The 26,715-nt window shown below is 42.7% G+C and carries 26 protein-coding genes, 5 pseudogenes and 2 other annotated features; of the genes and pseudogenes, 19 read left to right on the top strand and 12 right to left on the bottom strand.

Annotated elements, in window-relative coordinates:
* From JCM11969_RS11015 to JCM11969_RS11005, 3 genes and pseudogenes are all read right to left on the bottom strand, one after another.
* Window positions 1-1,079: pseudogene (locus JCM11969_RS11015) on the bottom strand (Ldh family oxidoreductase).
* Between the two features lie 11 nt (window positions 1,080-1,090).
* A pseudogene (locus tag JCM11969_RS11010) lies at window positions 1,091-2,130 on the bottom strand (ABC transporter substrate-binding protein).
* 36 nt (window positions 2,131-2,166) lie between these two features.
* A complete protein-coding gene (locus JCM11969_RS11005; RefSeq protein WP_082409317.1) occupies window positions 2,167-3,324 on the bottom strand; it encodes an amidohydrolase in 1,158 nt (385 codons plus the stop codon).
* A gap of 139 nt (window positions 3,325-3,463) precedes the next feature.
* Window positions 3,464-3,697: a binding site (T-box leader), on the bottom strand.
* A gap of 621 nt (window positions 3,698-4,318) precedes the next feature.
* Here JCM11969_RS11005 and JCM11969_RS11000 point away from each other — a divergent pair.
* The 15 genes from JCM11969_RS11000 to JCM11969_RS10940 all read left to right on the top strand — a co-directional run bounded on the left by JCM11969_RS11000 (window position 4,319) and on the right by JCM11969_RS10940 (window position 17,376).
* Entirely contained in the window at window positions 4,319-5,692 is a 1,374-nt protein-coding gene (locus tag JCM11969_RS11000; protein WP_054711248.1) for an MmgE/PrpD family protein, read from the top strand.
* Window positions 5,647-6,207 (top strand): GNAT family N-acetyltransferase, encoded by a 561-nt coding sequence (locus tag JCM11969_RS10995; RefSeq protein WP_054711246.1) that lies wholly within the window; start codon window positions 5,647-5,649, stop codon window positions 6,205-6,207. The genes JCM11969_RS11000 and JCM11969_RS10995 overlap by 46 nt, the downstream gene beginning before the upstream one ends.
* 5 nt (window positions 6,208-6,212) lie before the next feature.
* Complete coding sequence (locus tag JCM11969_RS10990; protein ID WP_054711243.1) at window positions 6,213-6,956, top strand: amino acid ABC transporter permease; 744 nt, start codon at window positions 6,213-6,215, stop codon at window positions 6,954-6,956.
* A complete protein-coding gene (locus JCM11969_RS10985; protein ID WP_054711241.1) occupies window positions 6,889-7,650 on the top strand; it encodes an amino acid ABC transporter ATP-binding protein in 762 nt (253 codons plus the stop codon). Before JCM11969_RS10990 ends, JCM11969_RS10985 begins: the two co-directional genes overlap by 68 nt.
* A gap of 23 nt (window positions 7,651-7,673) precedes the next feature.
* A complete protein-coding gene (locus tag JCM11969_RS10980) occupies window positions 7,674-8,789 on the top strand; it encodes an amidohydrolase (protein WP_054711239.1) in 1,116 nt (371 codons plus the stop codon).
* Window positions 8,790-8,814: 25 nt separating this feature from the next.
* Window positions 8,815-9,918 (top strand): iron-containing alcohol dehydrogenase family protein, encoded by a 1,104-nt coding sequence (locus JCM11969_RS10975; protein ID WP_054711237.1) that lies wholly within the window; start codon window positions 8,815-8,817, stop codon window positions 9,916-9,918.
* Window positions 9,878-10,102 carry a hypothetical protein gene (locus JCM11969_RS19140; protein WP_225353253.1) on the top strand — a complete coding sequence of 75 codons (225 nt, stop codon included), beginning with the start codon at window positions 9,878-9,880 and terminating at the stop codon, window positions 10,100-10,102. Before JCM11969_RS10975 ends, JCM11969_RS19140 begins: the two co-directional genes overlap by 41 nt.
* Before the next feature lie 8 nt (window positions 10,103-10,110).
* Complete coding sequence (locus tag JCM11969_RS10970) at window positions 10,111-11,052, top strand: aminotransferase class I/II-fold pyridoxal phosphate-dependent enzyme (protein ID WP_225353254.1); 942 nt, start codon at window positions 10,111-10,113, stop codon at window positions 11,050-11,052.
* Between the two features lie 8 nt (window positions 11,053-11,060).
* Window positions 11,061-12,413 carry a class-II fumarase/aspartase family protein gene (locus JCM11969_RS10965; RefSeq protein ID WP_054711235.1) on the top strand — a complete coding sequence of 451 codons (1,353 nt, stop codon included), beginning with the start codon at window positions 11,061-11,063 and terminating at the stop codon, window positions 12,411-12,413.
* Between the two features lie 13 nt (window positions 12,414-12,426).
* Window positions 12,427-13,221: a transporter substrate-binding domain-containing protein gene (locus JCM11969_RS10960; RefSeq protein WP_082409313.1), complete on the top strand. Its 795-nt coding sequence runs from the start codon at window positions 12,427-12,429 to the stop codon at window positions 13,219-13,221.
* Between the two features lie 94 nt (window positions 13,222-13,315).
* Window positions 13,316-14,110: a transporter substrate-binding domain-containing protein gene (locus tag JCM11969_RS10955; RefSeq protein WP_054711230.1), complete on the top strand. Its 795-nt coding sequence runs from the start codon at window positions 13,316-13,318 to the stop codon at window positions 14,108-14,110.
* Between the two features lie 33 nt (window positions 14,111-14,143).
* A complete protein-coding gene (locus JCM11969_RS17800; RefSeq protein WP_156319344.1) occupies window positions 14,144-14,311 on the top strand; it encodes a hypothetical protein in 168 nt (55 codons plus the stop codon).
* Window positions 14,301-15,062, top strand: a complete 762-nt coding sequence (locus tag JCM11969_RS10950; RefSeq protein WP_156319343.1) for a glutathione S-transferase C-terminal domain-containing protein — start codon at window positions 14,301-14,303, stop codon at window positions 15,060-15,062. Before JCM11969_RS17800 ends, JCM11969_RS10950 begins: the two co-directional genes overlap by 11 nt.
* A 151-nt stretch (window positions 15,063-15,213) precedes the next feature.
* Window positions 15,214-16,077: an NAD(P)-dependent oxidoreductase gene (locus JCM11969_RS10945; protein WP_369523228.1), complete on the top strand. Its 864-nt coding sequence runs from the start codon at window positions 15,214-15,216 to the stop codon at window positions 16,075-16,077.
* A gap of 159 nt (window positions 16,078-16,236) precedes the next feature.
* Window positions 16,237-17,376 (top strand): amidohydrolase, encoded by a 1,140-nt coding sequence (locus tag JCM11969_RS10940; RefSeq protein WP_054711228.1) that lies wholly within the window; start codon window positions 16,237-16,239, stop codon window positions 17,374-17,376.
* A 112-nt stretch (window positions 17,377-17,488) separates the two neighbouring features.
* Here the strand turns inward: JCM11969_RS10940 and JCM11969_RS19950 are convergent.
* The 7 genes and pseudogenes from JCM11969_RS19950 to JCM11969_RS10915 form a co-directional block, all read right to left on the bottom strand.
* Window positions 17,489-17,719 (bottom strand): annotated as a pseudogene (locus JCM11969_RS19950) (DUF1684 domain-containing protein); the annotation flags it as partial.
* A 23-nt stretch (window positions 17,720-17,742) separates the two neighbouring features.
* The gene (locus JCM11969_RS10935; protein WP_054711226.1) at window positions 17,743-18,399 is read right to left on the bottom strand and encodes a DUF1684 domain-containing protein; all 657 of its coding nucleotides are present in this window, start codon (window positions 18,397-18,399) and stop codon (window positions 17,743-17,745) included.
* An 11-nt stretch (window positions 18,400-18,410) separates the two neighbouring features.
* The gene (locus JCM11969_RS20755; RefSeq protein WP_404814670.1) at window positions 18,411-18,737 is read right to left on the bottom strand and encodes a type 2 periplasmic-binding domain-containing protein; all 327 of its coding nucleotides are present in this window, start codon (window positions 18,735-18,737) and stop codon (window positions 18,411-18,413) included.
* Entirely contained in the window at window positions 18,734-19,204 is a 471-nt protein-coding gene (locus JCM11969_RS20750; RefSeq protein ID WP_439709745.1) for a transporter substrate-binding domain-containing protein, read from the bottom strand. Before JCM11969_RS20750 ends, JCM11969_RS20755 begins: the two co-directional genes overlap by 4 nt.
* 402 nt (window positions 19,205-19,606) lie before the next feature.
* A complete protein-coding gene (locus JCM11969_RS17795) occupies window positions 19,607-19,915 on the bottom strand; it encodes a hypothetical protein (RefSeq protein WP_156319342.1) in 309 nt (102 codons plus the stop codon).
* Between the two features lie 49 nt (window positions 19,916-19,964).
* Window positions 19,965-20,876: a DUF1684 domain-containing protein gene (locus JCM11969_RS10920; RefSeq protein WP_054711224.1), complete on the bottom strand. Its 912-nt coding sequence runs from the start codon at window positions 20,874-20,876 to the stop codon at window positions 19,965-19,967.
* A 144-nt stretch (window positions 20,877-21,020) separates the two neighbouring features.
* Complete coding sequence (locus JCM11969_RS10915) at window positions 21,021-22,106, bottom strand: glutathione S-transferase C-terminal domain-containing protein (protein ID WP_054711221.1); 1,086 nt, start codon at window positions 22,104-22,106, stop codon at window positions 21,021-21,023.
* A gap of 211 nt (window positions 22,107-22,317) precedes the next feature.
* Window positions 22,318-22,547: a binding site (T-box leader), on the bottom strand.
* 259 nt (window positions 22,548-22,806) lie between these two features.
* Here JCM11969_RS10915 and JCM11969_RS10910 point away from each other — a divergent pair.
* The 3 genes and pseudogenes from JCM11969_RS10910 to JCM11969_RS20450 all read left to right on the top strand — a co-directional run.
* Window positions 22,807-23,342: pseudogene (locus JCM11969_RS10910) on the top strand (phenolic acid decarboxylase).
* 59 nt (window positions 23,343-23,401) lie between these two features.
* On the top strand, window positions 23,402-23,764 hold the full coding sequence (locus tag JCM11969_RS10905) for a PadR family transcriptional regulator (RefSeq protein ID WP_054711218.1): 363 nt from the start codon (window positions 23,402-23,404) through the stop codon (window positions 23,762-23,764).
* A 47-nt stretch (window positions 23,765-23,811) separates the two neighbouring features.
* Window positions 23,812-23,943: pseudogene (locus JCM11969_RS20450) on the top strand (PadR family transcriptional regulator); the annotation flags it as partial.
* Window positions 23,944-24,035: 92 nt separating this feature from the next.
* Here the strand turns inward: JCM11969_RS20450 and JCM11969_RS10895 are convergent.
* Both JCM11969_RS10895 and JCM11969_RS10890 read right to left on the bottom strand, forming a co-directional pair.
* Entirely contained in the window at window positions 24,036-24,512 is a 477-nt protein-coding gene (locus JCM11969_RS10895) for an S-ribosylhomocysteine lyase (protein ID WP_054711214.1), read from the bottom strand.
* Between the two features lie 154 nt (window positions 24,513-24,666).
* Window positions 24,667-25,452, bottom strand: coding sequence for a carbon-nitrogen family hydrolase (locus JCM11969_RS10890; RefSeq protein ID WP_054711212.1), 786 nt, complete (start codon window positions 25,450-25,452; stop codon window positions 24,667-24,669).
* Between the two features lie 132 nt (window positions 25,453-25,584).
* Between JCM11969_RS10890 and JCM11969_RS10885 the strand changes: the two genes are divergently transcribed.
* The gene (locus JCM11969_RS10885; protein ID WP_054711210.1) at window positions 25,585-26,229 is read left to right on the top strand and encodes a histidine phosphatase family protein; all 645 of its coding nucleotides are present in this window, start codon (window positions 25,585-25,587) and stop codon (window positions 26,227-26,229) included.
* Window positions 26,230-26,715 lie beyond the last annotated feature (486 nt).

Genomic DNA, 26,715 nt, shown 5'->3' with positions numbered 1-26,715 from the left:
CTAAAATTCAAACTGTTGTGCATCAAGATGAAGACTGTTGGCAATGGTATTCAGCACCGTAATCGTTTCATCCTCAAGTGAAATTCCTGCTGTCTGATGTCTGCGATAACTTGCAATTTCTGGATCACCTGGCACAAGAACGGGTTGCGCATCCGTCAAAGGCGGTAGGGCTCTCAATCGGTTCAGTAAGTCGCTGAGTCGTGTCTTAATTGCCAAAGGTTCACCAAACAATTTAGGGTCAAGTGCCAGAAAAAAGTGACTAATGCCGCGCTGGCCACTTCCCATATCTACCGAAAGTGGTCCCTGAGCCAGCACTCCGGTTAATATCTCGACCAGCAAAGTTAGCCCATAGCCCTTATATCCAGCATTTGTTTCATCCAAACCACCAAGTGGTAAGACGCCGCCTAATCGTTTGGGGTGTTGCATGTTAGCAACAAGTTTGCCTGGATCATGGGTCACTGCACCAGTCTCATCAATTGCCCAGTCACCTGGTACGGCTTGGTGACGCTGCATGAGCACCTCAAACTTGCCAAACGAAACAGTCGATGTTGCGGCGTCAAAGACAAAGTCGTCCGTTTCAGTGGGCATGCCAAATGCGATGGGATTGCTGCCAAGGAATGCATCCTTAGCATGTGTCGGAACGGTTAGCGGATTTGTATTTGTCATACTGATACCGATCAACCCAGCCCGACTTATTTGGCGAACATAGTAGCCGCAGCTCCAAAATGATTGGAATTTCGGACGCTGACAACACTGATGCCAGTCTGGGACGCCTTTGTGATTGCCAGGTGAGTGGCTTGTGAGGCAATCAGTTGTCCCATCCCATGTTCACCATCGATCAGGACTGAACTAGCCGTTTCTTTTAAAATCGTGCCATGTCGATCCGGTAGAATATCTCCGTGATTAAGTTTTCTCACGTACATCCCGAGTCGTTGCATCCCGTGCGACGCAATACCACGCATATCTGCGTCGACTAAGCTTGATGCAATCGTGCCACTGTCGTTGGCATTAAAGCCATACTGTTCAAAAACCGTTTTTGCAAATTGTTTTAATTTTTCTGGTTCAAACGTCTTTGTCATGCCAATTTACCTTATTTGCCTGTGTAATAAGCTTGTTCAACCAATTTCTTGACGTTGGTATCCTTCTTCAAAAAGCCAGCTTGTTTAAGTTGCTTTGCGTAGTACGTCACATCCGCTTTACCGGAAGCTTTCTTCAGCCCAAAGTGATATTGCTTGATCAAGTTGGTAACGTTCTGTTCGTTAACGAACTTCGTCTTGGCGACATACTTCTTGTTGAGCAAAATCTTAGCGGTTTGTTGTGGGTGCTTGTTGATCCATTGCGCAGCTTCGGCGTATGACTTCACGATGGCGTTAGCCTTGGACTTGTTGTCCTTGGTCAGTTTGTTGGAGAGGTATAAGTAGCAGCAAGAACCGCTCTTCTTCATCCCCATATCAGCCATCTTTTGAGAATTACTGCTGTTATTATTGTTGACGATAACGCGGAAACCATCCTGTTTTTCTGCTTGGTAAGCGTATGGGTCAACCGTCCCAATGGCGTCGACCTGGCCTTTTTCAGCAGCCTTAGTCAGCAGATCATAGTCGTACGTTTTCCATGTCACACCAGTTTGCGGTTGATGCCAGCATGTTGCAACGCGATGGAAGCTACATACTGAGCAGTTGAGCCTTGACCAGGTGTAGCAATGGTCTTCCCCTTCAGATCCTTAACCGACTTAATTTTGGAATTCTTTGGGACAAGGACACTGATACACCCTTGGTGAATACCGCCGGCCGCCTGAATTTGCGCACCGTTTTGAATCGCTGGCAGATATTGAAAGTCACCGTTTAAAGCATCGTATTTACCACTCGCGAAACCGGCTTCTAAATCTGAGATATCCGTTGGCTTGGCAACCAGTTTTGCCTTTAACCCATTTTTCTTAAAGAAGCCCTTTTCGTAGGCAATGTAGTTTGGTGCCCCACAAATTGTCCCGTTTTTGGCAGGAATCGTGATGCTGCCATACTTGTACGTACTATTACTTTTGGAGGATGACGCTTTACTATTACCACACCCAGCCAACGTACCAACCAGCGCCAGTGACGCTAAACTTGCTAAAATAACATGCCATTTTTTCATATCTTCCATCTCCTAAACCCGATTTAAAATGATCTTTTAAGCTTGTTGATTGACATAACTAAGTAAACTCTTGGCCGCATCCAAGAAATACTGAACCGCAACTGGAATCGTTTCGTCCAGGCCAATAAAATTCGGGTCATGCCAGTCGGCCGCATCCGGCTGGCCATTCGACCCAATAAAGGCGAAGACGCCAGGATATTGCGTTTGGAAAGTAGCAAAATCCTCACCAGCCATTGAAATTTCTGGGGTGATCACCTTTGCGTGCGTCTCTGCTTCTTTCGCCACCACTTCTGTTAGTGTCGGCTCATTATCAATTGGCACCGCACCAACTGACCAGTCAAAATCGGCAGTTTCTCCAAATGCCGCAGCAATTTGATTGACGATTGTTTCCATGCGACGCTTCACAAGTTGCGTTGTCTCATCGTTAAATGTCCGAACAGTGCCGCCCAATTTAACCGTTTCCGGCAACACGTTCCAGGTTTCACCGCCATGGACCTGTGTCACACTGACGACAACCGTATCCAGCGGCTTGACGTTGCGACTCACAATTGTCTGTAACTGTGACACGATTGCTGCTTGGGCAACGATTGGATCGTGCCCTTTTTCCGGACGCGCACCATGTGACCCGGCACCGTGCAAGGTGATATCAAAGTGGTAACATCCTGCCATCAATGCGCCTGGCTTCAATCCAATCGTGCCAATGGGTAGATTGGGATTATTGTGAAATCCGGCAATGGCACTCGTCCCATCCAGAACATGTTTTGCCAGAACCTGATCGCCGCCATGTCCGGCCTCTTCTGCTGGTTGGAACAGAAGTTGAATCGTCCCCGTGATATTAGCCTTCTGTTGTTGTAAAAGGAATGCCGCTCCCAACAAGCTTGAAAAATGAAGATCGTGGCCACAAGCATGCATCACACCCTTATTTTGAGAACTGTAAGGTAAATTGGTTGCTTCCGTGACTGGAAGTGCGTCAATATCAGCTCGCAGGGTAACCTGTTTACCCGGTTTAGCGCCACGAATATAGGCAACCACCCCCGTATCTAAATCGGTATCCGCAACTTCAATTCCCCAGTCGGTTAGTATTTGGCTGATTTTCTTAGTTGTTTCAAATTCCTGATTGGACAACTCAGGATGCTGATGAAATTCATGTCGCAAGGTCGTAATTTGTTGAATGAACGCTGGATCAATTGCCATAATGAACGGTCTCCTTTTTAAAATAATCACACAAACTGTTTGCTAGGCTTCAGGGGCGTCAGCATCATTCCAAATATTCACGCACTTATATCTCAAATGATGAAACGAAAAAAGCACCCTCATCCCAGACTAATCACTTAGTCAGGACGAAGATGCTTCGCGTTACCACCTGAATTCAAACGACCCTCACAAGCCGTCTCTCTTTGGGTACCAGTGATACCCGAACGCTATAACGGGCGTACCCGTTGTCGTTTAACAGTCGCTCAACGACAATCATTTACTCAAGACCATCTTCGACAATCAAACCATGCTGTGTTCCACCTCACCACAGCTCTCTGTGAACGATTTGGTTGTCTACTCTTCTTGAATTTTTGTTTGATATAAGAACCACGAATATTATTAAGCTTTGATTAGAGATTGTCAATGAATTTTGAAGCCATAGTCAAACATAGGATCCATTTTCTCAATCTATTGTTCTATATTATGGCGAATATACTTACGTCACAAAATAAATTATCTTAAAAAGAATTCTAAGTCATTTTTAAGAAAGTGACACAACATTCAGTTGTAAAAACATTTGCGAGTTCAGAAAAAGCCTTTTTATCAGCATTTCATAGTCTGCAAGCTGAATTAACGATTAAAAGTTAATTAAAAGTTATTGACATATTCTAAGCGAATCGTTATTGTAGAAATCAATAAATTGCAAATAATAAACGTTGAAGAGAAGAGTAAATCACGGAGTAGGTACAAAGTGATCACCAATAGTGAAAAGGTGAAACCGAACAATGGTTGAAGATGAACTCTGAGTTGTGGTTGCCGGTGAAAGCTGAAAACCCGTGAGGATACGATATAATCCCAAACATGCTTTTGTGTTGTTGAGGTGTAATAATGCTATTACACGAATCTGGGTGGTACCACGATGCTTTCGTCCCTGTTATAGATACAAGTCTATAACAGGGACGAAAGCATTTTTGCGTTTATAAGGAGGACTAACATGGGTAAAACAAATACTGAAGAAATCATAGAACTACTAAAAACACGAGTGTCGAAGGATCAAAAAAACAAGCTTGAAGTGCTGGCAAAAAAATCATTTTTAGATTATCTCGCCTCTGTAACCCTCGCTGATAAAGAACTTGCCGTTGAGAAATTGAAACAATCTCTTCATTACACTGATCAGTATTTGATTATTGGTCAAAAAGGCAACTTATCAGTAGAACAGGCCGCGTTGCTAAATGGCTTCACCGCACACTACCTTGACTTCGATGACGTTCAAGCAAATTTTCGTGGCCATCCCAGTGTTGTCATCTTTTCGGCCTTGCTTGCAGTCAGTAATCCAACAGATAAATTACGTTCCTTGCTCCAAGCCTTCGTTCAGGGCGTCGAACTTGCGGGTCATATTGGCCGAACGATCCATCCTGGACACGCATTGCAGGGATGGCATTCAACCGGCACTATCGGAACGATAGCTGCAGCTGCGGCAATCGGCGTTTATAAAAAACTACCTGAAGACAAGTTGGCCACACTACTATCGTTTGCAGCGAGTCAAGCTTCAGGAATGATGTTCCAAGAAGGTAGTGACGCTAAACCAATGCAGGCCGGACTAGCGGCGCGTAATGCTGTTGCCGCTTATAAACTCACCGAAAGCGGTCTAACTGCAACTAAAGATCCATTCAATAACCATAACGGTTGGCTTAAAACAATTTCTGGAACTGAGATTACACCATCTACTTGGGGTAATTCTTGGTTATCACCCGCACAAATTGAAAATCCAGGAATCTGGTTCAAACAAAAGCCATTCTGTTCCGCTGCCATCTCAGGCTATGACGCAACACGTCAAGCTTATGAAGCCGGCATCAGGATATCCAATACGACACAGTTTATTTTTCACTACCCGGAAAATGGTGACAGGGCATTAACTAAAAGTCACCCGCTCACCGGTCAAGAAGGTAAGTTCTCGATTGAATATATTGCTTGGTGCGTTTTAGAAAACGGCGATATTTCAACTGAGGACTTAGATAACTTCCGAGTTAGTCCTAAGTTCGAAACTGATTTACCCAAATTCTCTCGACAGCATGACCTGCCAAGCAAGGATAAAAGGGCTCGACCAGTTAGATTAGAGGTCATTCAAGATGATAAAACCGCTAACTTTACGGTCATTAATCCCAAGGGATCGCCACTAAATCCGCTTGACGAAACTGACTTACAGAAAAAGCTTGTCAACGGGCTCGGTGATCTCGCGTCTGATGTCATTCAACTTATCAGTAAATCGAAAACGCAGTTAAAGGAAATTGATTCGCTATTAAATTACAGGAGGTATTTAGATTGCACTTCAAAAAACTCACAGATCTCACTAGCACCACTGAGCTAACACAACTTTTACACAATGCTTACGCTGCGGACGTTAATTTAGGTATTCATTTTGGAGCTTCAACCATTACAGAGCAACAAGTTCGTGATCATATCTTAAATACGCCAACCTTTGTTTTGCAAACCGATGACGGCACCATTGCCGCCACAGCATCCGTACGATTACCCTGGTCTGATAATCCCGGACCGTTTACATTACCGCATATCGGTTGGGTAGCTACAAATCCACTTTACCAACATCAGGGATTTGCAAAACAAATCATTACACAAGTGATTGCTCACTTTGTTAAAGATGAATTGCACGCCCCGGCCGTTAGTTTAGGAACTGCTGTTGAACACCCTTGGTTACAAGATTTTTATCACTCGATTGGCTTTCAAACAATCGATACCGTTCGTAAGTTCAAGGATCATCAAACCGCTTATCTGATTTCAATTTTTGACGATCATCGAACGCACCAAATCGACGATGTCTATCTTAAGAAGATTCTGCCGCAAACGATTTTAAATGAGAGGTGAACATCATGAATTTTGATTGGCATTACTTTTTTAGTCTTTTTACACAATTACCTGCATATATTCCAATTACGATACTGATGGCCGTTCTTTCCATGGCACTCGCAATCTTTATTGGTGGTTTTATAACCTCGTTACAATTGTCACCAGTTGCACCCTTTAGAGGTTTCGCACACCTCTACATCTCACTATTTCGTGGCATGCCGACACTTGTTCAGCTCTTCATCATTTTCTACGGATTACCGCAAATCTTTCCTGCACTACGCGGGTTATCGACTTTCGTCGCTGTGGTGATTGGGCTGGGGTTCAAACAAGCATCTTACCTCGCCGAAATTTTCAGAGCGGCGGTCAACTCCGTGGATAAGGGACAGATCGAAGCAGGTCAATCATTGAATATCAGTCGATCAAAGCTGTTCTTGAACGTTGTCTTACCACAAGCAACAATCAATGCCCTACCAGCAACCGGGAACACCTTTGTCAGTCTTGTTAAGGAAACTTCGTTGGCATTTACTCTTGGTCTCACTGAATTGTTCGGGGACGGAAAAATGATTGCCGGCGAATCCTTCAAATATTTTGAAACTTACCTTGCAGTTGGGATTATTTACTGGATCTTAATCGTTGTTTACACCTGGCTACAACACTTACTTGAAAACGCTCTGCAGAAACCATATAGGAGGACCGCTAATGTCATTAATCGAAGTAAAGAACCTGTCAGTGAAAATCGGCCAGAAGCAAGTTTTGAAACACATTAATTTATCAGCTGAAGAAGGCTCAGTAACAGCCTTTGTTGGCCCAAGCGGTTCTGGCAAAACAACGCTGTTGCGGACGCTCAATTTGTTGCAACTACCCAGTGAAGGTAGCGTAAAAGTGGGTGATATCACGGCTAATGCTGGTGATCTCAACAAGAAAACGATCCGTGACCTACGTCAAAACTCGGCAATGGTCTTTCAACAGTTTAATCTATTCAAAAATATGACTGTCAAAGATAATGTGGTAAAGCCCCTTATCTTTAACGGTATAGCCAGTAAAAAAGAAGCAGAGGAAACTGCATTAACCGTTTTAGACCAAGTTGGTCTTAGCTCAGTAGCTGAACAATACCCTGTGACTCTGTCAGGTGGTCAACAGCAACGAGTCTCAATTGCTCGTGCAGTTGCCATCCATCCGCGGGTCATCCTACTGGACGAACCAACTTCAGCACTTGATCCTGAACTCGTTGAAAGTGTCCTCCGTACAATTGCCAATCTCGCAAGCAAACATGTGACGATGATTCTGGTGACCCATGAAATGGAATTTGCCCGTCAAATCGCAGATCAAGCTGTTTTCATCGAAAATGGTGAAGTTTTGGATCAAGGCTCAGCTGACGATCTCCTTTCAGGAACACGACCAGGACGAATCAGCTCATTTGTTAACTCACTGTCGCATCCGACGATTAGAAAGGAAGCTTAACTCATGCAAAAACTGCCACAAGTATTAACCAAACTGTTATTGAAACACGTCATTATCTTCATCAACACCCAGAGGTCTCAGATCATGAATTTGAGACAACAAAGTACATTACAAAAAGACTCGAAATTCTAGGATATCGCATTATTACGCCTAAGGGTCTAAACACCGGTGTCATCGCTGAAATTGGTTCTGGTCATCCAGTGATTGCCCTTCGTTCGGATATCGATGCACTTCCAATACAGGAAACGACTGGGTTATCGTTTGCTTCCGAAAACAAAGGCGTGATGCATGCTTGTGGTCACGATTTTCACATGGCCTCCCTGCTCGGCGCTGCTGAATTACTCGCTGACGAGCAGGATAGTTTAAAAGGCACCATTCGCCTCGTATTTCAACCCGCTGAGGAAACCCATGTTGGTGCACAGGAAGTTGTTCATGCTGGTGGTGTTAATGGCATCGATGCTATTTTCGGATTTCACAACAAGCCCGACTTGAAAGCTGGCGACATTGGCTTGCTACCTGGTGGATTAATGGCTGCAGTTGATCAATTTACAGTCACTTTTACGGGTGTTGGGACCCACGCTGCAATGCCGCAATTTGGTAAAGATCCCATTATTGCGCTCACCAGTACGGTTAACGCACTGCAAACTATTGTTAGCCGTAATGAAGACCCCCAAAAGACTGCTGTAGTTTCAGTCACTCATATCGATGGGGGCAATACTTGGAATGTTTTGCCAGAAAAGGCCTGGTTTGAAGGTACCGTAAGAACGTTTGACCATGATGCCCGTGCAGTTGCAAAGAAACAATTCATTGAAATTGTCAACGGTCAGGCAGCATCATTTGGCGTAACAGCAAACATCGAATGGGTTGAAGGCCCTGACGTAGTCAACAATGACGCCAAACTAACAAAAATCGTTGAAGACGAAACACAGAAACATTTGAACTTAGTACGGCCACAACCTTCGAATGCCGGTGAAGATTTTGCTTTCTTTAGCCAACGCATCCCAAGTGTATTTGCATTTGTTGGCAGTAACGGCAATTCAGACTGGCATCATTCCGATTTAAAGTTGGATGATAACGGTTTAGCTCCGGCTGTCAATTGGTACTACTACGTCGCAAAGCGCCTTTTATCAGAGTTATAAAAACATGCAATCAGGAGGTTTTTCTATGACTTGGCAACCAGTTCGATTAAGTCCCGTGGAGTACGTTAACGAACCCGGGATCCTGAAACAATTAGATGAAATCATTATTGAAAAGCATTACAAAAGCCCAGTAATTTTAACTGATCTAGCAGTTATCGAAGCCGTCTCACCCTATGTACCAGACCATTTCTTTGAAAAACACAAGACGATTATTTTTAACGGCAACTGCACTTACCCTGAAGCTGAACGAGTTGAATCCGAAATCACTAATTCAGATGTGTTGGTCGCGCTTGGAGGCGGCCAATTGCTTGATACCGCAAAAAATGTTGCCGACGTAAAGACAATTGATCTCATTAACATTCCAACCGTGCCTTCTAACTGTGCTTCTATTACGACTAAGAGTATGGTCTATTCTGAAACAAAGCACGAATTAATTGGTCGAGAACGCCATCCACAAGCTGTGACCTTAGTACTGGTCGACCCGACCTTACTGAGACATTCTCCAACTAACTATTTGCTATCAGGTATTGGCGATACTCTCGCCAAATGGTACGAGATTCGTCGACGGTTAAACGTCCCTGAAGCTGCCGGAGCAATTCTCGATATTGCCAGGCGGACAATTGAGGTCTCAAAAGAACGGACACTGGTTATCAAAAACCTCAACGCAATTGATGATGACACTTTTAAGAATCTATTAGACACGATTTTTCTAGTTGCTGCCTCCGTGGATGGTTTTGCTTCAACTCGTGGGCGAAGCGTTGCCGCCCATAGTTTCCATAATGGTTATCTAAAAGTTAATCATCATCCAACCAAGACTCACGGTGAAATCGTAGCACTTGGTGTTTTGGTACAACTTGCAATTGAACAAGAAACTGATGACTTGCAGGAACTCACCAAGTTTTACATAGGTATTGGCTTACCAACAAAACCAAGTGATTTGGGACTCACCGTCAACACAGACGAAATTCATACCATTGCCCGCGATATGGTTGCTAAAGATAACGTCAGAATTCAAACAGTATATGATCACTTAACTGAAGCCGAGGTTGTCGATGCCATCAATTCATTAGAAGGAGGCGTCCACTCCGATGGAATTCAACGCGTCACGTCGTCTGCAGAGCGTGGGTGAAAAATATTTAGCCATTCAACAGGCTAATATCAATCAATTAAAAAAAGCGGGCATTGAAGTGTTGAATCTGGGTCGTGGTAATCCAGATTTACCCACTTTTATGCCCGTCGTCCAAGCAGCAAAAACAGCCCTAGACAACAAAGCCAATCATGTTACCCGCCATATGGCGGTAAACCGGCTTTAAAGACATCAATTAAACACTTTTACCAACGTGAATATCAGGTTGCTCTTGAAGATGATGAAATTACAGTTTTTAGCGGTTCTGCAGCTGCTTTAACTGCCTTGCCAATGGCCCTTGCTGATCCAGAGGGTGTCGTTCTAACACCAACGCCTGCGTTTTTTGGTTACCACATCGGCATCACAATGAGTGGTGCCGAAGAATGGCAAATGCCTTTGTTGGAAAAGAACAATTATTTACCGGACCTCGAAAATATTCCGCAGACTATTAGAGACCGCTCGCAATTAATGTTTCTCAACTATCCACATAACCCAACTGGAGCTGGCGCCACGCAAGATCTTTTTGACAGAGTAGTTCAATTCGGGCTGGATAATCACATTGCAATTGTTCATGACTTTTCATACGCTGATATTTCTTTCGAACATCAAGCGCCTAGCTTTCTCCAAAGCAAGCGAGCTAAAGAAACCGGTATTGAGATCTATACCCTCTCTAAAACATTTAATATGGCTGGTTGGCGCAGTGCTTTTGCGGTGGGTAACGCCTCAATTATTAAGTTGCTGAAAGCTTACATTCAAAATTCTGTCGGTGGTACTTTTGGCGTTGTTCAAGACGCAAGCGAGTATGCACTTGACACTCAAATCAAGGAACGAAAACAACTTCGTGACACTTATTTGGAACGACGCAATACAGTGATTCAACTATTAGAGGCTCACCATTTCAGCGTTAGCCAATCATCAGGAACTTTTTTCGTTTGGCTGCAACTGCCAGAAACTATCACGGATGATAAACAATTTGCTAAGTCACTTTTAAATAACGCTCACGTTGCCGTTGTCCCAGGTAGTGCATTTGGCGAGGCGGGTCAAGGCTATCTTAGAATTAGTCTCGTTGCTGATAAAGCAACCCTATCTTCAGGTATCAATCAATTAATCACATACTTAAAACAATATAGAGAGTAGGAATTTCATTGACCGACGTATTAGATTCAACATTACTTCAAGGTAACTTCAGTACTCCTGCCGTCCGATCAATCTGGAGTGATGAAAACAAGATTAAGAGTCAAATCAAAGTAGAAGCCTCACTATCCAAAATTGAGGGTCAACTGAATGTTATCCCCCGAACCGCAGCCGATAAAATTGTCTCGATTGCAAAGTTTGAAAATTTCAACATCGACGATTTAGACAAAGAAACACGCGAAAAGCGCCATTCATTAATTGCACTTGTGCATCGACTTCAAGCCTTGGCTGGTGATGAAGCTGGCGAATACGTTCACTTCGGGGTCACAACCCAGGACATTGTCGATACCGGCACGATTCTTCAAGTTAAACAAGCTTATGCAATCTTACTTAAAGACAGCAAGACACTCATCGACATCTTAAAAGTGCAGACAAATCGTTATCGTAACACAATTGAAATTGGTCGAACACATGGTATTCAGGCTATTCCAACGACCTTTGGGTTTAAATTAGCCGTTTGGTTAGATGAGCTCGTTCGCGACCATCGTCGGTTAGTTGCATTAAACGACCGGCACACTTTCGTCGGGAACATTAACGGTGCCATCGGAACATATGCAGCATTTGGGTCAAAAGGACCAGAAATTGAAAAGAAAGTGCTTGCGGATCTAGACTTAGATGTGCCCACAATTTCTTGGCAATCATCACGTGACCGATTAGCTGAATTTGCGACCGTTATAGGCATCTATTCAGGAACACTCGGAAAAATCGGCCATGAATTATTCAATCTGATGAAAACTGAAGTCGATGAAATTCACGAACCGTTTAAAAAAGGTGAAATTGGCTCTTCAACGATGCCTCAAAAACGAAATCCAGCTTTGATTGAAAGTTTAGCAGCACTTACGCAACCAATTATTAAGGATGCCGACTTGATGTTAGAAACGATGATCATTGACTCCGAACGCGACTCGATGCACTGGCGCAATGAATGGGTTGCATTACCAGAAATCACCAACCACTTAGATACACAGTTAACTTTGACGGCCACGATCATTAAGGATTTCCAAGTTAATACCGACCAAATGTTGCGCAACGTTAACCTCCAAAACGGCCTGCCTTTTGCCGAACACATTATGTTTAATCTGGGCACAGTTATTGGCAAACAATCAGCCCACGAGCTTGTTTACAACAGTGCCATGGAAGCCATTGAACAACACGAAAACTTCTTGGACGTTTTATATAAGCAACCCGACGTGAAACAGAACTTCACGCGCGACCAGTTAACCGACTGGACCGACTCTTCAAAGGACCTAGGCAGTATTTCTGAAAAAATCGATGATGTGTTGGCCGAAGCAAATAACTTATAAAGGATTGTTCAAATTGAAGAAGAATAGATTAATCGGATCAATAGTTGTTTTACTCAGTCTAGTACTGGTATTGGCTGGATGTGCGTCTAATTCTGGGAACAAATCGTCAAGCAATAGCAGTAAAAAAATAGTCACCTTTGCGACGACGGGTGTGAGCTACCCGACTTCTTACAAGTCCAATGGTAAGTTGACAGGGTTTGACGTTGATGTTGCAACGGCCGCCGCAAAGAAAATTGGTTACACCGCCAAATTTAAAACAACTAGTTTTGACGGCCTCTTTGGTCAACTTTCTAGTGGCAAAGTCGATGCTGTCGCCAATATGGTGTCCATTACACCGCAACGTGAAAGACAATATTACTTCAGCAAACCATATGGGTATTTTACTTATGCAATTGCTGTAAGCAAAAAATCAAAACTGACAAACATCAATCAGCTTAGTGGAAAAACGCTTGCCGTTGTTACCGGGTCTAATCAAATTGAAGCAATTAAGGCGCTAAACCCGAAAATTAAATTACGGACGTTTGATGATCGTGATTCGGCCATCAACGCTGTTACAACTGGGCAGGTTGATGGCTATTGTCATTCTAGTGCAATTCTAGCGTCGACCATCAAACAAAAGAATCTCCCGCTTAAGATTCTCAAAGGTCGCTTTGATTCACAAAAAGTTGGCTTTGCTTTTGCTAAAAACGCTGCTGGTAAAAAGCTAGCAAAGAAATTCAATACTGCAATTGATAAATTACAACGTCAGGGAAAGATTGCCAAGATTTCAAAACAATACTTCTCGGGATTGGATGCTTCTCAAAAATAGGGACCCTTTAAGAGATATTGCGGTCTCCAAAAATAGCCTTAGATTTGCCGTCTCACACAACAAAAATACAACTATGATTTAGGGGAGCAATAAAATGAAGAAAAATAAATTAATCGGATCATTAGTACTCGTGTTTAGCTTAGGGTTAATACTAGCTGGCTGTTCATCAAGTTCCAGTTCAAAAAAGGCGTCGAACAACAGTCAAAAAACTGTGACTGTTGCCACAACCGGAGTCAGTTATCCTAGCTCTTACAAATCAAAGGGGAAGTTAACTGGATTCGATGTCGATGTTGCCCGAGCTGCCGCAAAGAAACTTGGTTACAAAGTTAAATTTACAACAACAAGTTTTGACGGTCTCTTTGGACAAGTATCAAGTGGTAAAGCTGATTTAATTGCCAGTACAACAGCGATTACACCAGAACGAGAAAAGCAATTTTACTTTTCAAAACCATACGCCTACTTCAAGTATCAGGTGACTGTTCAGAAGAATTCCAAGCTCACGAACATCAATCAACTTAGTGGCAAAACAATTGCCGAAACAGCTGGTTCAAACCAAATCACTGCCCTCAAGAAATTTAATCCTAAAATCAAAATTAAAACTTACGATGATCGTGATACCGTCTTGAACTCTGTGATTGATGGCAAAACTGATGGTTACTCCAATTCTGGAACCATTATTGCGGCTGTCATCAAGCAAAAGAACTTACCGCTTAAATTATTAAAGGGTTCTTATGCCAACGAAAATATCGCATTTACCTTTGCGAAGGACTCACACGGTAAGGCACTCCAGAAGAAATTCAACAAAGCCGTCGTTGAACTTAGAAAAGATGGCACACTTAGTAAATTATCAAAGAAATACTTCTCTGGTATAGATGCTTCTCACAGCTAATACTATCAATATAAATAAAAGGAAGTAACGTTAATGAGCGAATCTCTCAAAGCTGCTGCCTGTGCTTGGCAACCAGCAGCAAATAAGAAAAATGTCTACAATAAACGCTTTTCAACGGGTGAATTACCTGTTGAACCAAATTGCTACACATTAGTTTGGGGACTTCTGTCCCTGGGCGACTCCCGTCTCAATGCTGATTGATCTTCTTGGCCTGGATACTGTGATTGCTAAAAGCCCGGTATTCCCATTACGACATTCTGGTATTGACAACGACTGGTTTTTTGGAGAAAAGGACGCAGATGAAGACCCAATTTTAAAGACAAATCGACTGTCTAATCTTTATCGAAACGCAGATTCTACCTTTAATGATCGGGCAGCGGTGCCAACACTGGTTGATATCAAAACTGGTAAAGCCGTTAATAACGATTCCGGTATCCTTTTGACAGAACTCGCCACAACTTGGACAGCCTATGAAGCAGCAGACGCGCCTGATGTTTTCCCTAAAAACAAACAAACGCAAATACTCGAATATTATCAAAAGATTATTGATAACTTATCACATGTCATTAATACAATTGGTGCTGTCAAAAGTCAGGCAGAATATGATAAACTATCAATTCAATTTTTTAATCAACTGTCGGAATTCGATAATCTCTTATCAGATCAAGATTTCTTACTTGGTGATACGGTCACGATTTCTGATTTACTTTTGTTTGCCCGCCTCATCCGCTTCGATCTTGTTTTCTATTTCCAAAATAAATTAAATCAAAACCGACTTGAAGATTTTCCAAATCTCTGGCGATATGCAAAGCAGTGTTACGCCTTACCAGCTTTCAAAAACAACACTAATTTTAAAGCTATCAAACAACACTTCATTCAGGGAAGCGTTGATGTTCATGATTTTGCGCACGTACTGCCTTCAGGTCCCGATACCAGTAAATGGTCAGTATAGTTACCACACCATCTGACCACCCATTCAGAAAACTATAAAACGCCCGGTTTAGCTCACTAAATTTGGACGTTTTTATTTTGTAAAATGGGGCTTTTATATGAAAAATAGATTAAAATATTATTAGATAATATTTTATAATTTGATTGGAGAAATGATGATGACAAAAATTCTGGCCTACCATGTCCGTGACGATGAGCAACCCTTTATTGATGAATGGGTAAGAGAACACCATATCCAAGTTGACAGCGTGACTGAGGAATTACATGACGATACAGTGGCACTAGCCAAGGGGTATGACGGTGTTGATTTTAAGCAACGCAGTTTAATCACTGACAAACCAGACTTATATGAAAAATTACACGCTTACGGCATCTCGCAGCTATCGGCTCGTTCTGCAGGTATTGACACCCTAAACCTAGATTGGGCAAAGGCGAATGGTATTCGTGTCTCTAATGTGCCATCCTACTCACCTCGAGCTGTCGCTGAACTAGTACTGACCCAAGCAATGCAGCTGATTCGTCACATCCCAGAATTCCGGGCCCGTTTTCAAGATAATAACTATGTCGTTGATGGTTTACGGTCTCGTGAATTATCTGAACTAACAATTGGCATTATTGGTGTTGGTCGAATCGGTAGCGCGGTAGCACGTATTTTTCATGCTTTAGGCGCCACTGTTTTGGGGAATGACATCACTAAACCTCGTGAAGATCTAAAGGGTGTCCTAAGATACACCACGAAGGACGAAATTTATCGAATTGCCGATGTTGTGACGGTTCATGTTTATTACAGCGAAAAGAATCATCACCTAGTGGGCAAAGATGAATTTGCTAAACTGAAACCAAGTGCCTTCTTCATCAACGATTCACGCGGTCATGTCATTGACACTGTTGCTTTTCGTGATGCACTTTTGGACACCAGTTTGCCGGTGGCGGGTTGGACGTCGTTGAAAACGAAACCCAGGTATTTAATCAAAAGTTTGCTGATGAAACACCTGTGCCGTTGTATAACGAACTAAAGCAAATTCCAAATTTGCTACTAACTCCGCACATTGGCTTCTTCACTGATCATGCCGTTAGAAACATGGTCGTGGAATCTCTTGATGACACCCTTGCTTTCTTAGAGAACCGACCAACAGAACATGAAATTCACTTCTAATTATTTGGAGGCTTAATGCATGACAATGCTATCGAAAGAGGAATTAGAAAAGCGACTTGTTTTCTATCGCCACTACTTTCATGAGCACCCAGAATTGGCAGATCATGAATTTAATACGACAAAAACAATCACCAAGATACTTACCGATTGGGAAATCACTATTTTACCTACCCAATTAGCAACGGGCGTATTTGCAGAAATCGGTCATTCTGACGGTCCTACAATTGCCCTAAGAGCTGACATTGACGCGCTCCCGATTCAAGAAAAGTCTGGTGTGGCCTTCAGTTCTAAAAATGCTGGTGTTATGCACGCATGTGGACACGACACCCACATGGCCTCGCTGCTAGGAGCTGCTTACCTATTGAAGCAACAAGAACGTGATTTAAAAGGACGTGTTAAACTCATATTTCAGTTATCTGAGGAAGATAACGAGGGTGCTTTACAAGTAATCAACGATGGCCAAATTGATGATGTGGATGCAATTTTAGGTTTTCACAATACCCCTAATTATCCCGTTGATCATATTGGTATTCGAGCAGGCATCACCAATGGCGCAATTGATAAATTTAAAGTGACACTTCACGGCGTTGGCACGCATGCCTCCACACCTGACAAGGGTCAAGATCCGATTGTTGCCTTAGGTGCTGAAATAAACGCGCTGCAAAGCATTGCAAGTCGAAACCTAGATGCATTTCAAGCAGGTGTGTTAAGTATTACCCACGTTTCTGCGGGCAACACCTGGAATATTCTACCGGACACAGCTTTCTTTGAAGGCACTGTTCGCACCGCCAGCAAACAACTACGCCAATTGATCAAAACTCGTTTTCTAGACATTGTTAACTACACTGCAAAAGCTTATCAGGTTGCTGCTGATATTGATTGGTATGATGGTGATCCATCCGTTAATAACGATGCTAAGCTTACTGCAATCGTGCGTGATGAATCCAGCAAGTTCGCAACTGTCTATGAACAGGAACAGCGCTTAGGCAGCGATGATTTTTCCTGTTACCAAGAAAGGATACCTGGCGTATACGCCAATATCGGAAACGGTGAAACAATCAGCGCTCATAACCCTTATTTTAAAGCAGATGATGCTTTGATTAGGGTAGGTGTAAAGTACTTTGAACGGAATGCACTGCGATTACTGGATGAATTATGACCTACAAACTGATAATCGTAAAAAACACAAAAAGGACCGGATTTAATTAACCGGTTCTTTTTGTGTTTAACTTTAAAATCACTAATCTATATAATCCTGTTAATTCTTAATCCTAATAAACAGTCGGTGTTTTCTCTCCCGCCGTAACCTCAAATGGCAACGTATTTTGTTCCGGTGGGAATGGACAGGTACAGAAGTAACTCAACGCACATGGATAATTAGCAGCGGTATTAAAGTCAACGTGATCAAATTTTTCTGGATCTGAGATATCTAGCTTTAAGCGTCGCCCGCCACCATATGTGTCATTACCGTTAGTTTTATCTTTAAACAAAATCAGTCCGACATTTTCTCTATGTTGACGATTGTTTAAATAGTGTGTTTCCCCGTCTTAGGGTCTTTTACAGTTAACCCCGAATCATCATTATGTCCTTGAAACACTACGAAATCATACTCATGACCATCGTATTCAAAAATCAAATCGCCTATTTGCGTTTCATTATGCGATAGTTCAGATAGAACCGCTGCTGTTTTAACATCCTTCCATTCAGTCAGCGGTACATATTTTGCCGGGAATACCCAATTTTCATCAGGATCAAAATGCTTTAGGCCGGCAAAATCGTGGCGAAATTTCGAGTTCGGATCTCGTTGCCGCACAGCAAACTTTTTTGTTGATCCTAATCGCTTAATGAGCTGTGCTCTAACGCCTTCAAAGTAAAAATCCTCAACATTAACATCTTCAACGTTTTCTACGACAATAACTTTCGGTTTCGTAAGGACTTCTCCTCGATTTGTTACTTCTTTATCTGCCTCAGGATAATAGGTAACTGTATTATCATCCTGTGCCCAAGAACCAGGAAAACCAGCGAGTTTGATGGTCTTTCCATCTTCCAGCCAATCAATGCTTCTCAAGGATAACCATCCATATGGCGCCTTTAAGGCATCTTCTCGTTTTGAATGCCACTCTTTCCAATGTTGAAGATATTCCTTTTTACTGAGAGTTGTTAACCCCTGATAGTCTGTCATAGCGCCACCTCCTATTTTTCAGTCTTAGTTACATCGTATCCGAAGTACTTTTCTGATAATTTGCTGACGGTCCCATTATTCTTCAATTTAGTAATTTCCTTACTAAATTCCTTGTTTAATTTCTTACCATGCGCATTCTTCAAAAATGGTAAAGCTATTTTAACGGTTGCGGCAGTACCACTAACAACGCGCCATTTGTAACCCTTGGCTTTAATGATAGCATTCAAGTTATTCCGCGTATCAACAGTTCCGTCAACATGACCAGCCAACAGCGCTTCATAAAATTCGTCACGAGCATCAAACGTCTTCAATTTGATTTTGGGATCATATTTCTTCAAATTATCAGTGTTATTAGAGCTGCGCCTGTGGATACTGTTTTCCCATCCAAATCATGAATCGTTTTAAAAGACGAATTTTTGTTAACAGCAATCGCTGTTTCTTCAATATTATAGGGTGTACTAAATGTATATTTTTGTTCCCGTTCAGGCGTAATGGCAACATCATTAGCAACCGTATCAACCTTGCTTTGATCAAGATCCTCAAGAAGACCATCATACTCACCTGTAACCCACTTAGTCTTATACCCTAAGTCTTTTGCAGCTTTGTTAATCAAGTCAACATCGAAGCCAACAAGTTTATTTCCTTTTTTGTACGACGTTGGAAAACTCGTTCCAGTTGTCCCAATCGTAATTGTTTTCTTACTAGAACTGCTACTTGCTGTCGATTTATTCAATTGCGTGAACCCTAGAAAAATTAATCCAATAACGACAACGACCCCAATAATACTAATCCAAATTTTCTTCATAAATGTCTTCCATCCTTTTCAACGTATATTTAAAACCTTAGATTTTCCAGTATTATATTTATCGATGCAGCGATTAGCTGCATCATTATGCTTTCCTCCATGTGGAACCTTCCCAATGGAGGGGCGAAATATTTTCCTAAGAACTCTACTAATATGTGCTTAACCCCTGTTTTGAAAGTGTCTTTTGTAAATAAGCATCATCGATTAGTCTGGTTCGATGTTCATCAAAAATTGAAATGAGATAGGCGGCTCTAGGAGCGTTAGGTTTCTGAGTGATGTCGATCACCTTAAACCCTAGCGATTTATAAAACGATAGCAGCCAGGGATGATCCGCCGCTGTGCCAATTGTGACAGCTGGCGTGTATAGTTCAGGCTTAACATAGTTGGTAACTACCCAGCTTATTATCTGTTTGGAAAACCCTTGTTGCTGATAATCGGGATTGGTTGCAACCCAGCTAGATGCGGTAGACCAAATGGGCTTGGATTATCCGACCAAGGTAACCGTACCGACGTAGTGGCGACAATTGTTCCGTCATCATCTTCAAGAATGAACGTCGGCGTACTTTCGATATGCTTACGAACGTTTTCTACTGTTACAGATGATGCAGCAAAGTGAATCCCCAACCTGACGTCTGCTGCATACGCCTGATGAAGCAACGATGTTAACTTTTCAGCAACATCTGCATTTTCAATTTTTTTAAATTGCAACATAATTTCCCCTGACAGTTAGTGCGTATCAACTAACCAATAGCACGAATGATTAGTAGATATGAGGCGTTTTTTCACCAGATGTCACAGCAAATGGCAAAATATTTTCTTCAGGGGCAAATGGACATGTGCAAAAATAGCTATATGCACAAGGCAAATTAAAGGCTGTGTTCAAATCCACAGAATTAACCTTGGCCGGATTGGAAATATCAATAGAAAGGACTCGGCCGCCACCATAGGTTTGTTTACCCGTGCTCTGATCCTTAAAGAGAATAAAGCCGATGCCTTCAGTATTTTGTCGATTATTTAAGTAATGTGTTTCACCGGTTTCAGGATCTTTTTTTAGCCAGCCAGAATCATCATTATGGCCTTGAAAAACAACGAATCGATAATCCTTGTCATGATATTTAAAATAAAGATTTCCAATTTGCGTCTCATTGTGTGACAACCCTACGGTAACTGCTTTAGTAGTAATATTTGACCAGTTATCTAACGGTTCATACCGTGCTGGCAAAACCCAGTTCTCGTCTGGATCAAAATGGGGAAAGCCGTTAAAGTTTCTTCTGAACTTGGATTCAGGATCCCGCTGGCGAACAGCGAACTTCTTGGTCGATCCAATGCGTTTGATCAGTTGCGCTCTAACACCTTCATAATAAAAATCTTCAACGTTAACATCTTCAACATTATCAACAACAATGATCTTGGGTTCAGAAATAATCTTGTCGCGGTTCGTCACCGTTTTTCCTACTTCTGGATAGTAGGTTACAGCATTGCCATTCTGTCCCCAAAGGCCGGGAAATCCATCGATAGCAATTCTTTTGCCATCTTCGAGCCAGTCAATGCTTCTAAGTGATAGCCAACCATATGGTGTCTTAATCGCGTCTTCACGCTTTTTATGCCAGTCTTCCCATTGCTGTTCATAGTCCTGTTTATTCAATTTAGTTAAACGCTGTAAATTTGACATTCAAACACCCTCCATAATATGTGTCAGTTTATTTGTTTGAAAGATGGCTTTTAACACCTATTTTTCAAGCCATAACTTACCCTAGTTATATTATTTGAATTCATCGTTACCGAATATCTGTACCTAACACGTCAGCTCTTAAGATTATGCTTCAAAACGATTTCGATCATTGGGGGCAGTCCAAATACTTAAATCAGGACCATTAGGAATGATTCTAGGCAAATCAAACTGCGGCGTGTGATCAACTTGATAGAAGCGCTTTTTAATCGCATCAAAATCCGTGTTGTTTTTAAATGCTGGTAATGAATAAAGGTCCTTCGTATAGTTCCACAAATTTGGATAATCAACTAACCGTTTCTTGTTTACGTAATACTTTTGATAGAAAACAACGTCGAATCGAGCTAACGTCACGTAGAGTCTGATATCTGTATCCGTAATTGTTGAACCAAACAAATACCGCTGCTTTGAAAGTCTCCCCTCTAACCAATCAAGTCGGTTAAAAACACGATTATAGTATTTTTCATAATCAACTTGTGAACGTGCAAGTCCCGCTTCATTGACAGCTGTATTAACGTCGGTGTAAATAATCTTGTTTAAAGCGTCAATATCTTCTCTTAATTCTTCTGGATAAAGATCCGGTACATCCTCATCCTGATACCTCTGCCATGCAATACTGAATTCATCAATTAACGTGTTGTAGTTGTTATTGACAACCTTTCCAGTTTTAACATCAACCAATGCTGGAACAGTTGTTCTTAACGTGTAATTGGGATCTGCTTTGAGGTAACTTTCCGATAAGGACTTAGTATGCAGTACAGGATCTTCATCATCATCGTCTAGAGTAAAGAACCAATCGCCAACAACTCCGGCAGGCCGTAATGGATCAACAACGCCTTTGGAGATCACATTATCTAAACCCAATAGGTCGATTGCAATTGCTAATCGGTTAGCCCAAGGACAATGTCTCGACCAAATTAAGCGATATCGATTAGCCTCCACCGGTAAAGTGCCATCTGTAAATAACTGATTGAATTGCGGTTCTTGATAGGGCTGAAATTTCTTTCGGTCATTGAAATTAGATTTTGTTTCACCACTCACATAATCCTTACTTTTTTGACCTGCACGAGGATTAGCCACCTTACTGCGCGAAAAATCGATTGGACATGCGGATAATTTTTCATTAACGTCAATCTTACTTAACTCTTCTTGTAATGCTGCTTCTTTTGCCATATCAATATCCTCCAAACCTTTACTAATTTTAATTAGTTATCATTTGCTATTTTCAGTATCCATTCACTGTTTCTCACAAGCAGTAACTGATCAGATTACTGTCTTAAAATTAATACTTTTCCTGTACAAAAAAGCCCCCACAGTCATTAATGAACTGCAGAGGCTTTTTAGGTGATTGTCCACGGAAATCTCCACTCGTCATTAATTACCAGTAAGGGACGAATTTAACCGTGGTACCACCCTCTTTCACATCTTAAGATGTCTCAACGATACTTTAAAATAAATATCTGGGAAAATAACGGTTCCTACCGAGTACCCAGCGGACACCGGATACTTCTATTCAAAGCTCATCTTCACTATCTTAATTGAAACCTGATTTCACCAACACAGGCTCTCTTTTCTTCAATCAGCAATAGCTACTCTTCTTATCAAAAGATGTTTTTTATTAAAATTTAATTAGTAAATTTATAAATTCATACTAGTACTTCTCATTTCTTTGTCAATAGTTTTTTAAACATTAATTTGATTAAGCGCGACAAAATACTGATATAACGGGATTAACGAATCGTTATTTCACTGAAAACAAATTTTGAAATAATTAGATTAAATTCCACTCTTGACTACATGTCGTTATCGTCATATACTAATAAGTGTCGATAACGACACATACATTAAAGCTCAAAAAAGGAAGCAAAAAAACATGACAAAAACATTCAAAACACTAGAAGATTTCCTAGGCACGCACTTCATCTACACCTACGATAACGGCTGGGAATACGAATGGTACGCAAAGAATGACCACACGGTAGATTATCGAATTCATGGTGGCATGGTTGCCGGCCGCTGGGTCAAGGACCAGGAAGCCAACATTGTGATGCTGACTGAAGGCATCTACAAAGTTGCTTGGACAGAGCCAACTAGGACCGACGTTGCCCTCGATTTCGTCCCAAACGAAAAGAAACTGAACGGCACCATCTTCTTCCCAAAGTGGTTCAAGAACACCCAGAGATCACCGTCACGTTCCAGAATGACCACATTGACCTCATGGAAGAATCACGTGAAAAGTACGCAACCTATCCAAAGCTGGTCGTGCCTGAATTTGCCACCATTACCTACATGGGCGATGCAGGTCAAAACAACGACGATGTGATTGCTGAAGCACCCTATGACGGGATTACCGACGACATCCGTGAAGGACGTTACTTCGACGCCAACTACAAGCGGCTCAATAAGTAGCTTCAAAGACCTACGAAAAAATGGCATAATAAACGTAACGAGAAATTGGAGCGATTACGATGCCAAAAAAACGAACACTACCCTATGTCCTGCTGGGACTTATTAACGATAAGCAACACCTCTCTGGTTATCAGATGGTACAAGAATTCAAGCACGAGATCAGTGACTTCTGGACGGCTTCTCATTCCCAGATCTACCCTGAATTACAGCGCATGACAGACGACGGCTGGATTACAACGGTCACGCCAGACACGCAACCTGACGCCAACCGCAATCAGACCTACTATGCGCTGACTTCAACCGGTCACGACGTCCTGTTAGACTGGCTGCGTGAGCCGCTGACGCAAAAAGATACCGACCTGTTTGCGCTCAAACTCTTCTTCATCAAAACCAGCGATTCTCCCTCCTCAAGCCACTATTAGCGCAACAACTCACGCTCAGTCAAAACCGCGTAACCTACCTCAAGAGCCGAAAGGAAACTGTGTTCCAGTCTCAAACGGACATTGATTCGCACTATGGCCATTTTCTGACACTTTCCCGCGGGATCGAACGTGAATCCAACTACGTGTTGTGGCTGCAGCACCTCCTTGAAACGCTTTAATATCAGGCACAACAGCAAAAAGAACCTGCCATCACCCACATGGGCGATGACAGGTTATTTCGTGTCACAAGAGTTGTTCGTATGTGTCTATATTAGTCCACCACGTTGCGGACAAATGGATCGTCACTGATGCCTTGGCTAACGATCAGTTTTGACCATTCCTTAGCTGAGAACAATGAGTGATCCTTGTAGTTCCCGCATGATTCGATCGTGGTGCCTGGGACGTCTTCCCACTTGATGTCGTTGGCAATTTGTTCCAATGAACTCTTCAATGCCTTAGCGACTTCGGTGGTTGAGGGCGTGCCCCAGGTAATCAAATGGAACCCGGTCCGGCAGCCAAACGGTGAGCAGTCAATGACCCCGTCCATCCGGTCCCGTAACAGGCCGGCAAGCAAATGTTCAATGGTGTGCAATCCCGCCGTTGGAATGGCGTTTTGGTTAGGTTGCACTAACCGCAGATCAAAGTTTGAGATCTCATCGCCGCTAGGACCCTTTTCCACCTTAATCAAACGAACATAGGGTGCCTTAACCTTGGTATGATCTAATTCAAAACTTTCTACTTTTGCCATGTAGCAGATTCCTCCTCATTCAATGTCACAACGCAATAAGCTGTTATCAATACAGTCTATTATATCACGAGACGTCCCATTTCGTTATGGTTGACCCTTAAGGCTGACTTTAGGTCTCGTCGCTAAACTAAACCGTAACATTCCAGTACTAGCACTACTCGTACAAATCAGGTCGCCGGTCCGCAAAAACGGGCATACTGCCGCGAACCTTGTCCGTTTGCCCCGTTTCAATCGTGATCGTGGCCAGCTGCTCACGGTCATTTAGCCGCAGCACTTCCTTGCCTAACGGATCGTAAACGACCGAACTGCCGCCAAATCGATTGTCTGGGTCACTGCCCACACGGTTCACGCCGATGACAAATGACTGGTTTTCGATTGCGCGTGCCGCCAACAGTTTGCGCCACTGTTCCAGTCGCGGTGTTGGCCACTCAGCCGGCACAAAAATAATGCGACTATCCGTTAAACTCTGCGTCCGCAACCATTCTGGAAACCGGATGTCGTAACAAATGACACTGGTTGCCGCGATCCCTTTAATTTCAAAGCGGTCCTTATGGTCGCCCGCTGCTAAATACTCATCTTCAGCCATCAACCCAAACAAGTGCACCTTATCATAGTCCGCGATTTGGTGCCCTTCTTGGTCAAAAATGTATGTGGAATTATAAAATTTTCCATCACGTTTGGTGGAAACCGACCCACCATGAATCATTATGTTATACTTACGTGCTAAAGCAGCTAAGACATGTTTTGTTTGATCTCCGTTTGGATCAGCAATGTCATTCAATCGAATCAAGTCGTAGCCGGTATTCCACATTTCAGGAAAAACGACCATGTCGGCTTCCTGGTCGGCTGCTTGTTTCACAAACTGTTCAATTTTCGCAAAATTCTTTGCTGGTTGCCCAAAAGCAATATCAATCTGAGCTAATGAAAATGTTAGTTTCAAACAAACACCTCCTCCATTATTATGACCAGTATAGGACTTTCACCCGTTTTTTTACAGACAAAGGTTTGATTTTGAGACCGATTTCATTCAAACTATAGGTAACCTTAACCTATTAAGAAAAGAGGCATTTAAATGGATAACACATTTACCGTTTACTTAGTGCGTCACGGCAGTACGCTGCTGAATAGTTACAACCGGATGCAGGGCTGGATCGACTCCGACCTCACTGAAGAGGGCATTCAGCAAGCCCAGCAGGCCGCTGACAAACTCAACGACATCGCTTTTGACCGAGCCTTTTCATCCGACCTGGGTCGAGCCGTTAACACACGAAATTTAATCACGAATCAACTACAATCCACGCTTAAAGAGGCCGCCAACTTGCCCGAATTTCGAGAGGTCAACTTCGGTTTCTTTGAAGGCTTGAACTCCGACGACATCTGGGCTGGCATTGCCGCACCTTACGGCAAGTCCTCACAAAAGGACCTCATGGACATCGGCGGTCAAGAAGAAGTCCGCAAGGCAATGAACGAGGCTGACCCCTCACACGTGGCGGAAACCTATGACCAAGTCATCGACCGCTTGAAGGCAGGCTTCCAACAACTCCGCGACCACTGCGAACCAGGCGAGAATGTCCTGGTAGTGTCGCACGGCACCTTGATCCGCACAATGGCTGATTATCTGGGCGTGGACACAACGGATAATTACCCGATCAATGGCGGGGTCAGTCAGCTGACCATTGATGAGGAGCAGGTGGTGTTTGAGAGTTATAATGAGTAGAGTGTGAAGCAAGGCGGTTTGAGGGCGGAGCGTAAGCAACTCTGGTCAGAAAAGTCCGGGTCTGACTTTTTTGACCAGAGTTGCTTACGCAGTAGCCCTCAGCCTTGCTGAACACGTTTCCGCTATGTGGCGGAGACCCACGTCGCCAAGGCCCACTCTGAAGCATTCAAACCACTCTATAAAAACAGTATGTAGAAAAATTAAAACTACCATCAAATCTACCACTTAACATTGCGTTCTTAATGTTAGGTGGTAGATTTTTCTATTCCAGTTTTTTTCGCTGTACTTGCAATACAAATGTTTTCTAGGTCACCACGCCCAAACGCGTTTCGGAAAACAGAAAGCTGCACGTAAGCCAACTCTGGCAAAATGCCAGGTTCGGGCATTTCTTGTGGTTCTCTGTCCTCGAGTCAACGCGTTTCGGAAACAAGAAGCTGCATGTAACGCCAACTCTGAGCCATAAATGCCGACCTTGGACATTTTACG

Origin of the sequence: Secundilactobacillus paracollinoides DSM 15502 = JCM 11969 (assembly GCF_001311135.1) — a bacterium.
GTDB lineage: Bacteria > Bacillota > Bacilli > Lactobacillales > Lactobacillaceae > Secundilactobacillus > Secundilactobacillus paracollinoides.
Note: the sequence above shows the minus strand (reverse complement) of the source record. Positions and strands in the feature narration are given on the sequence as shown.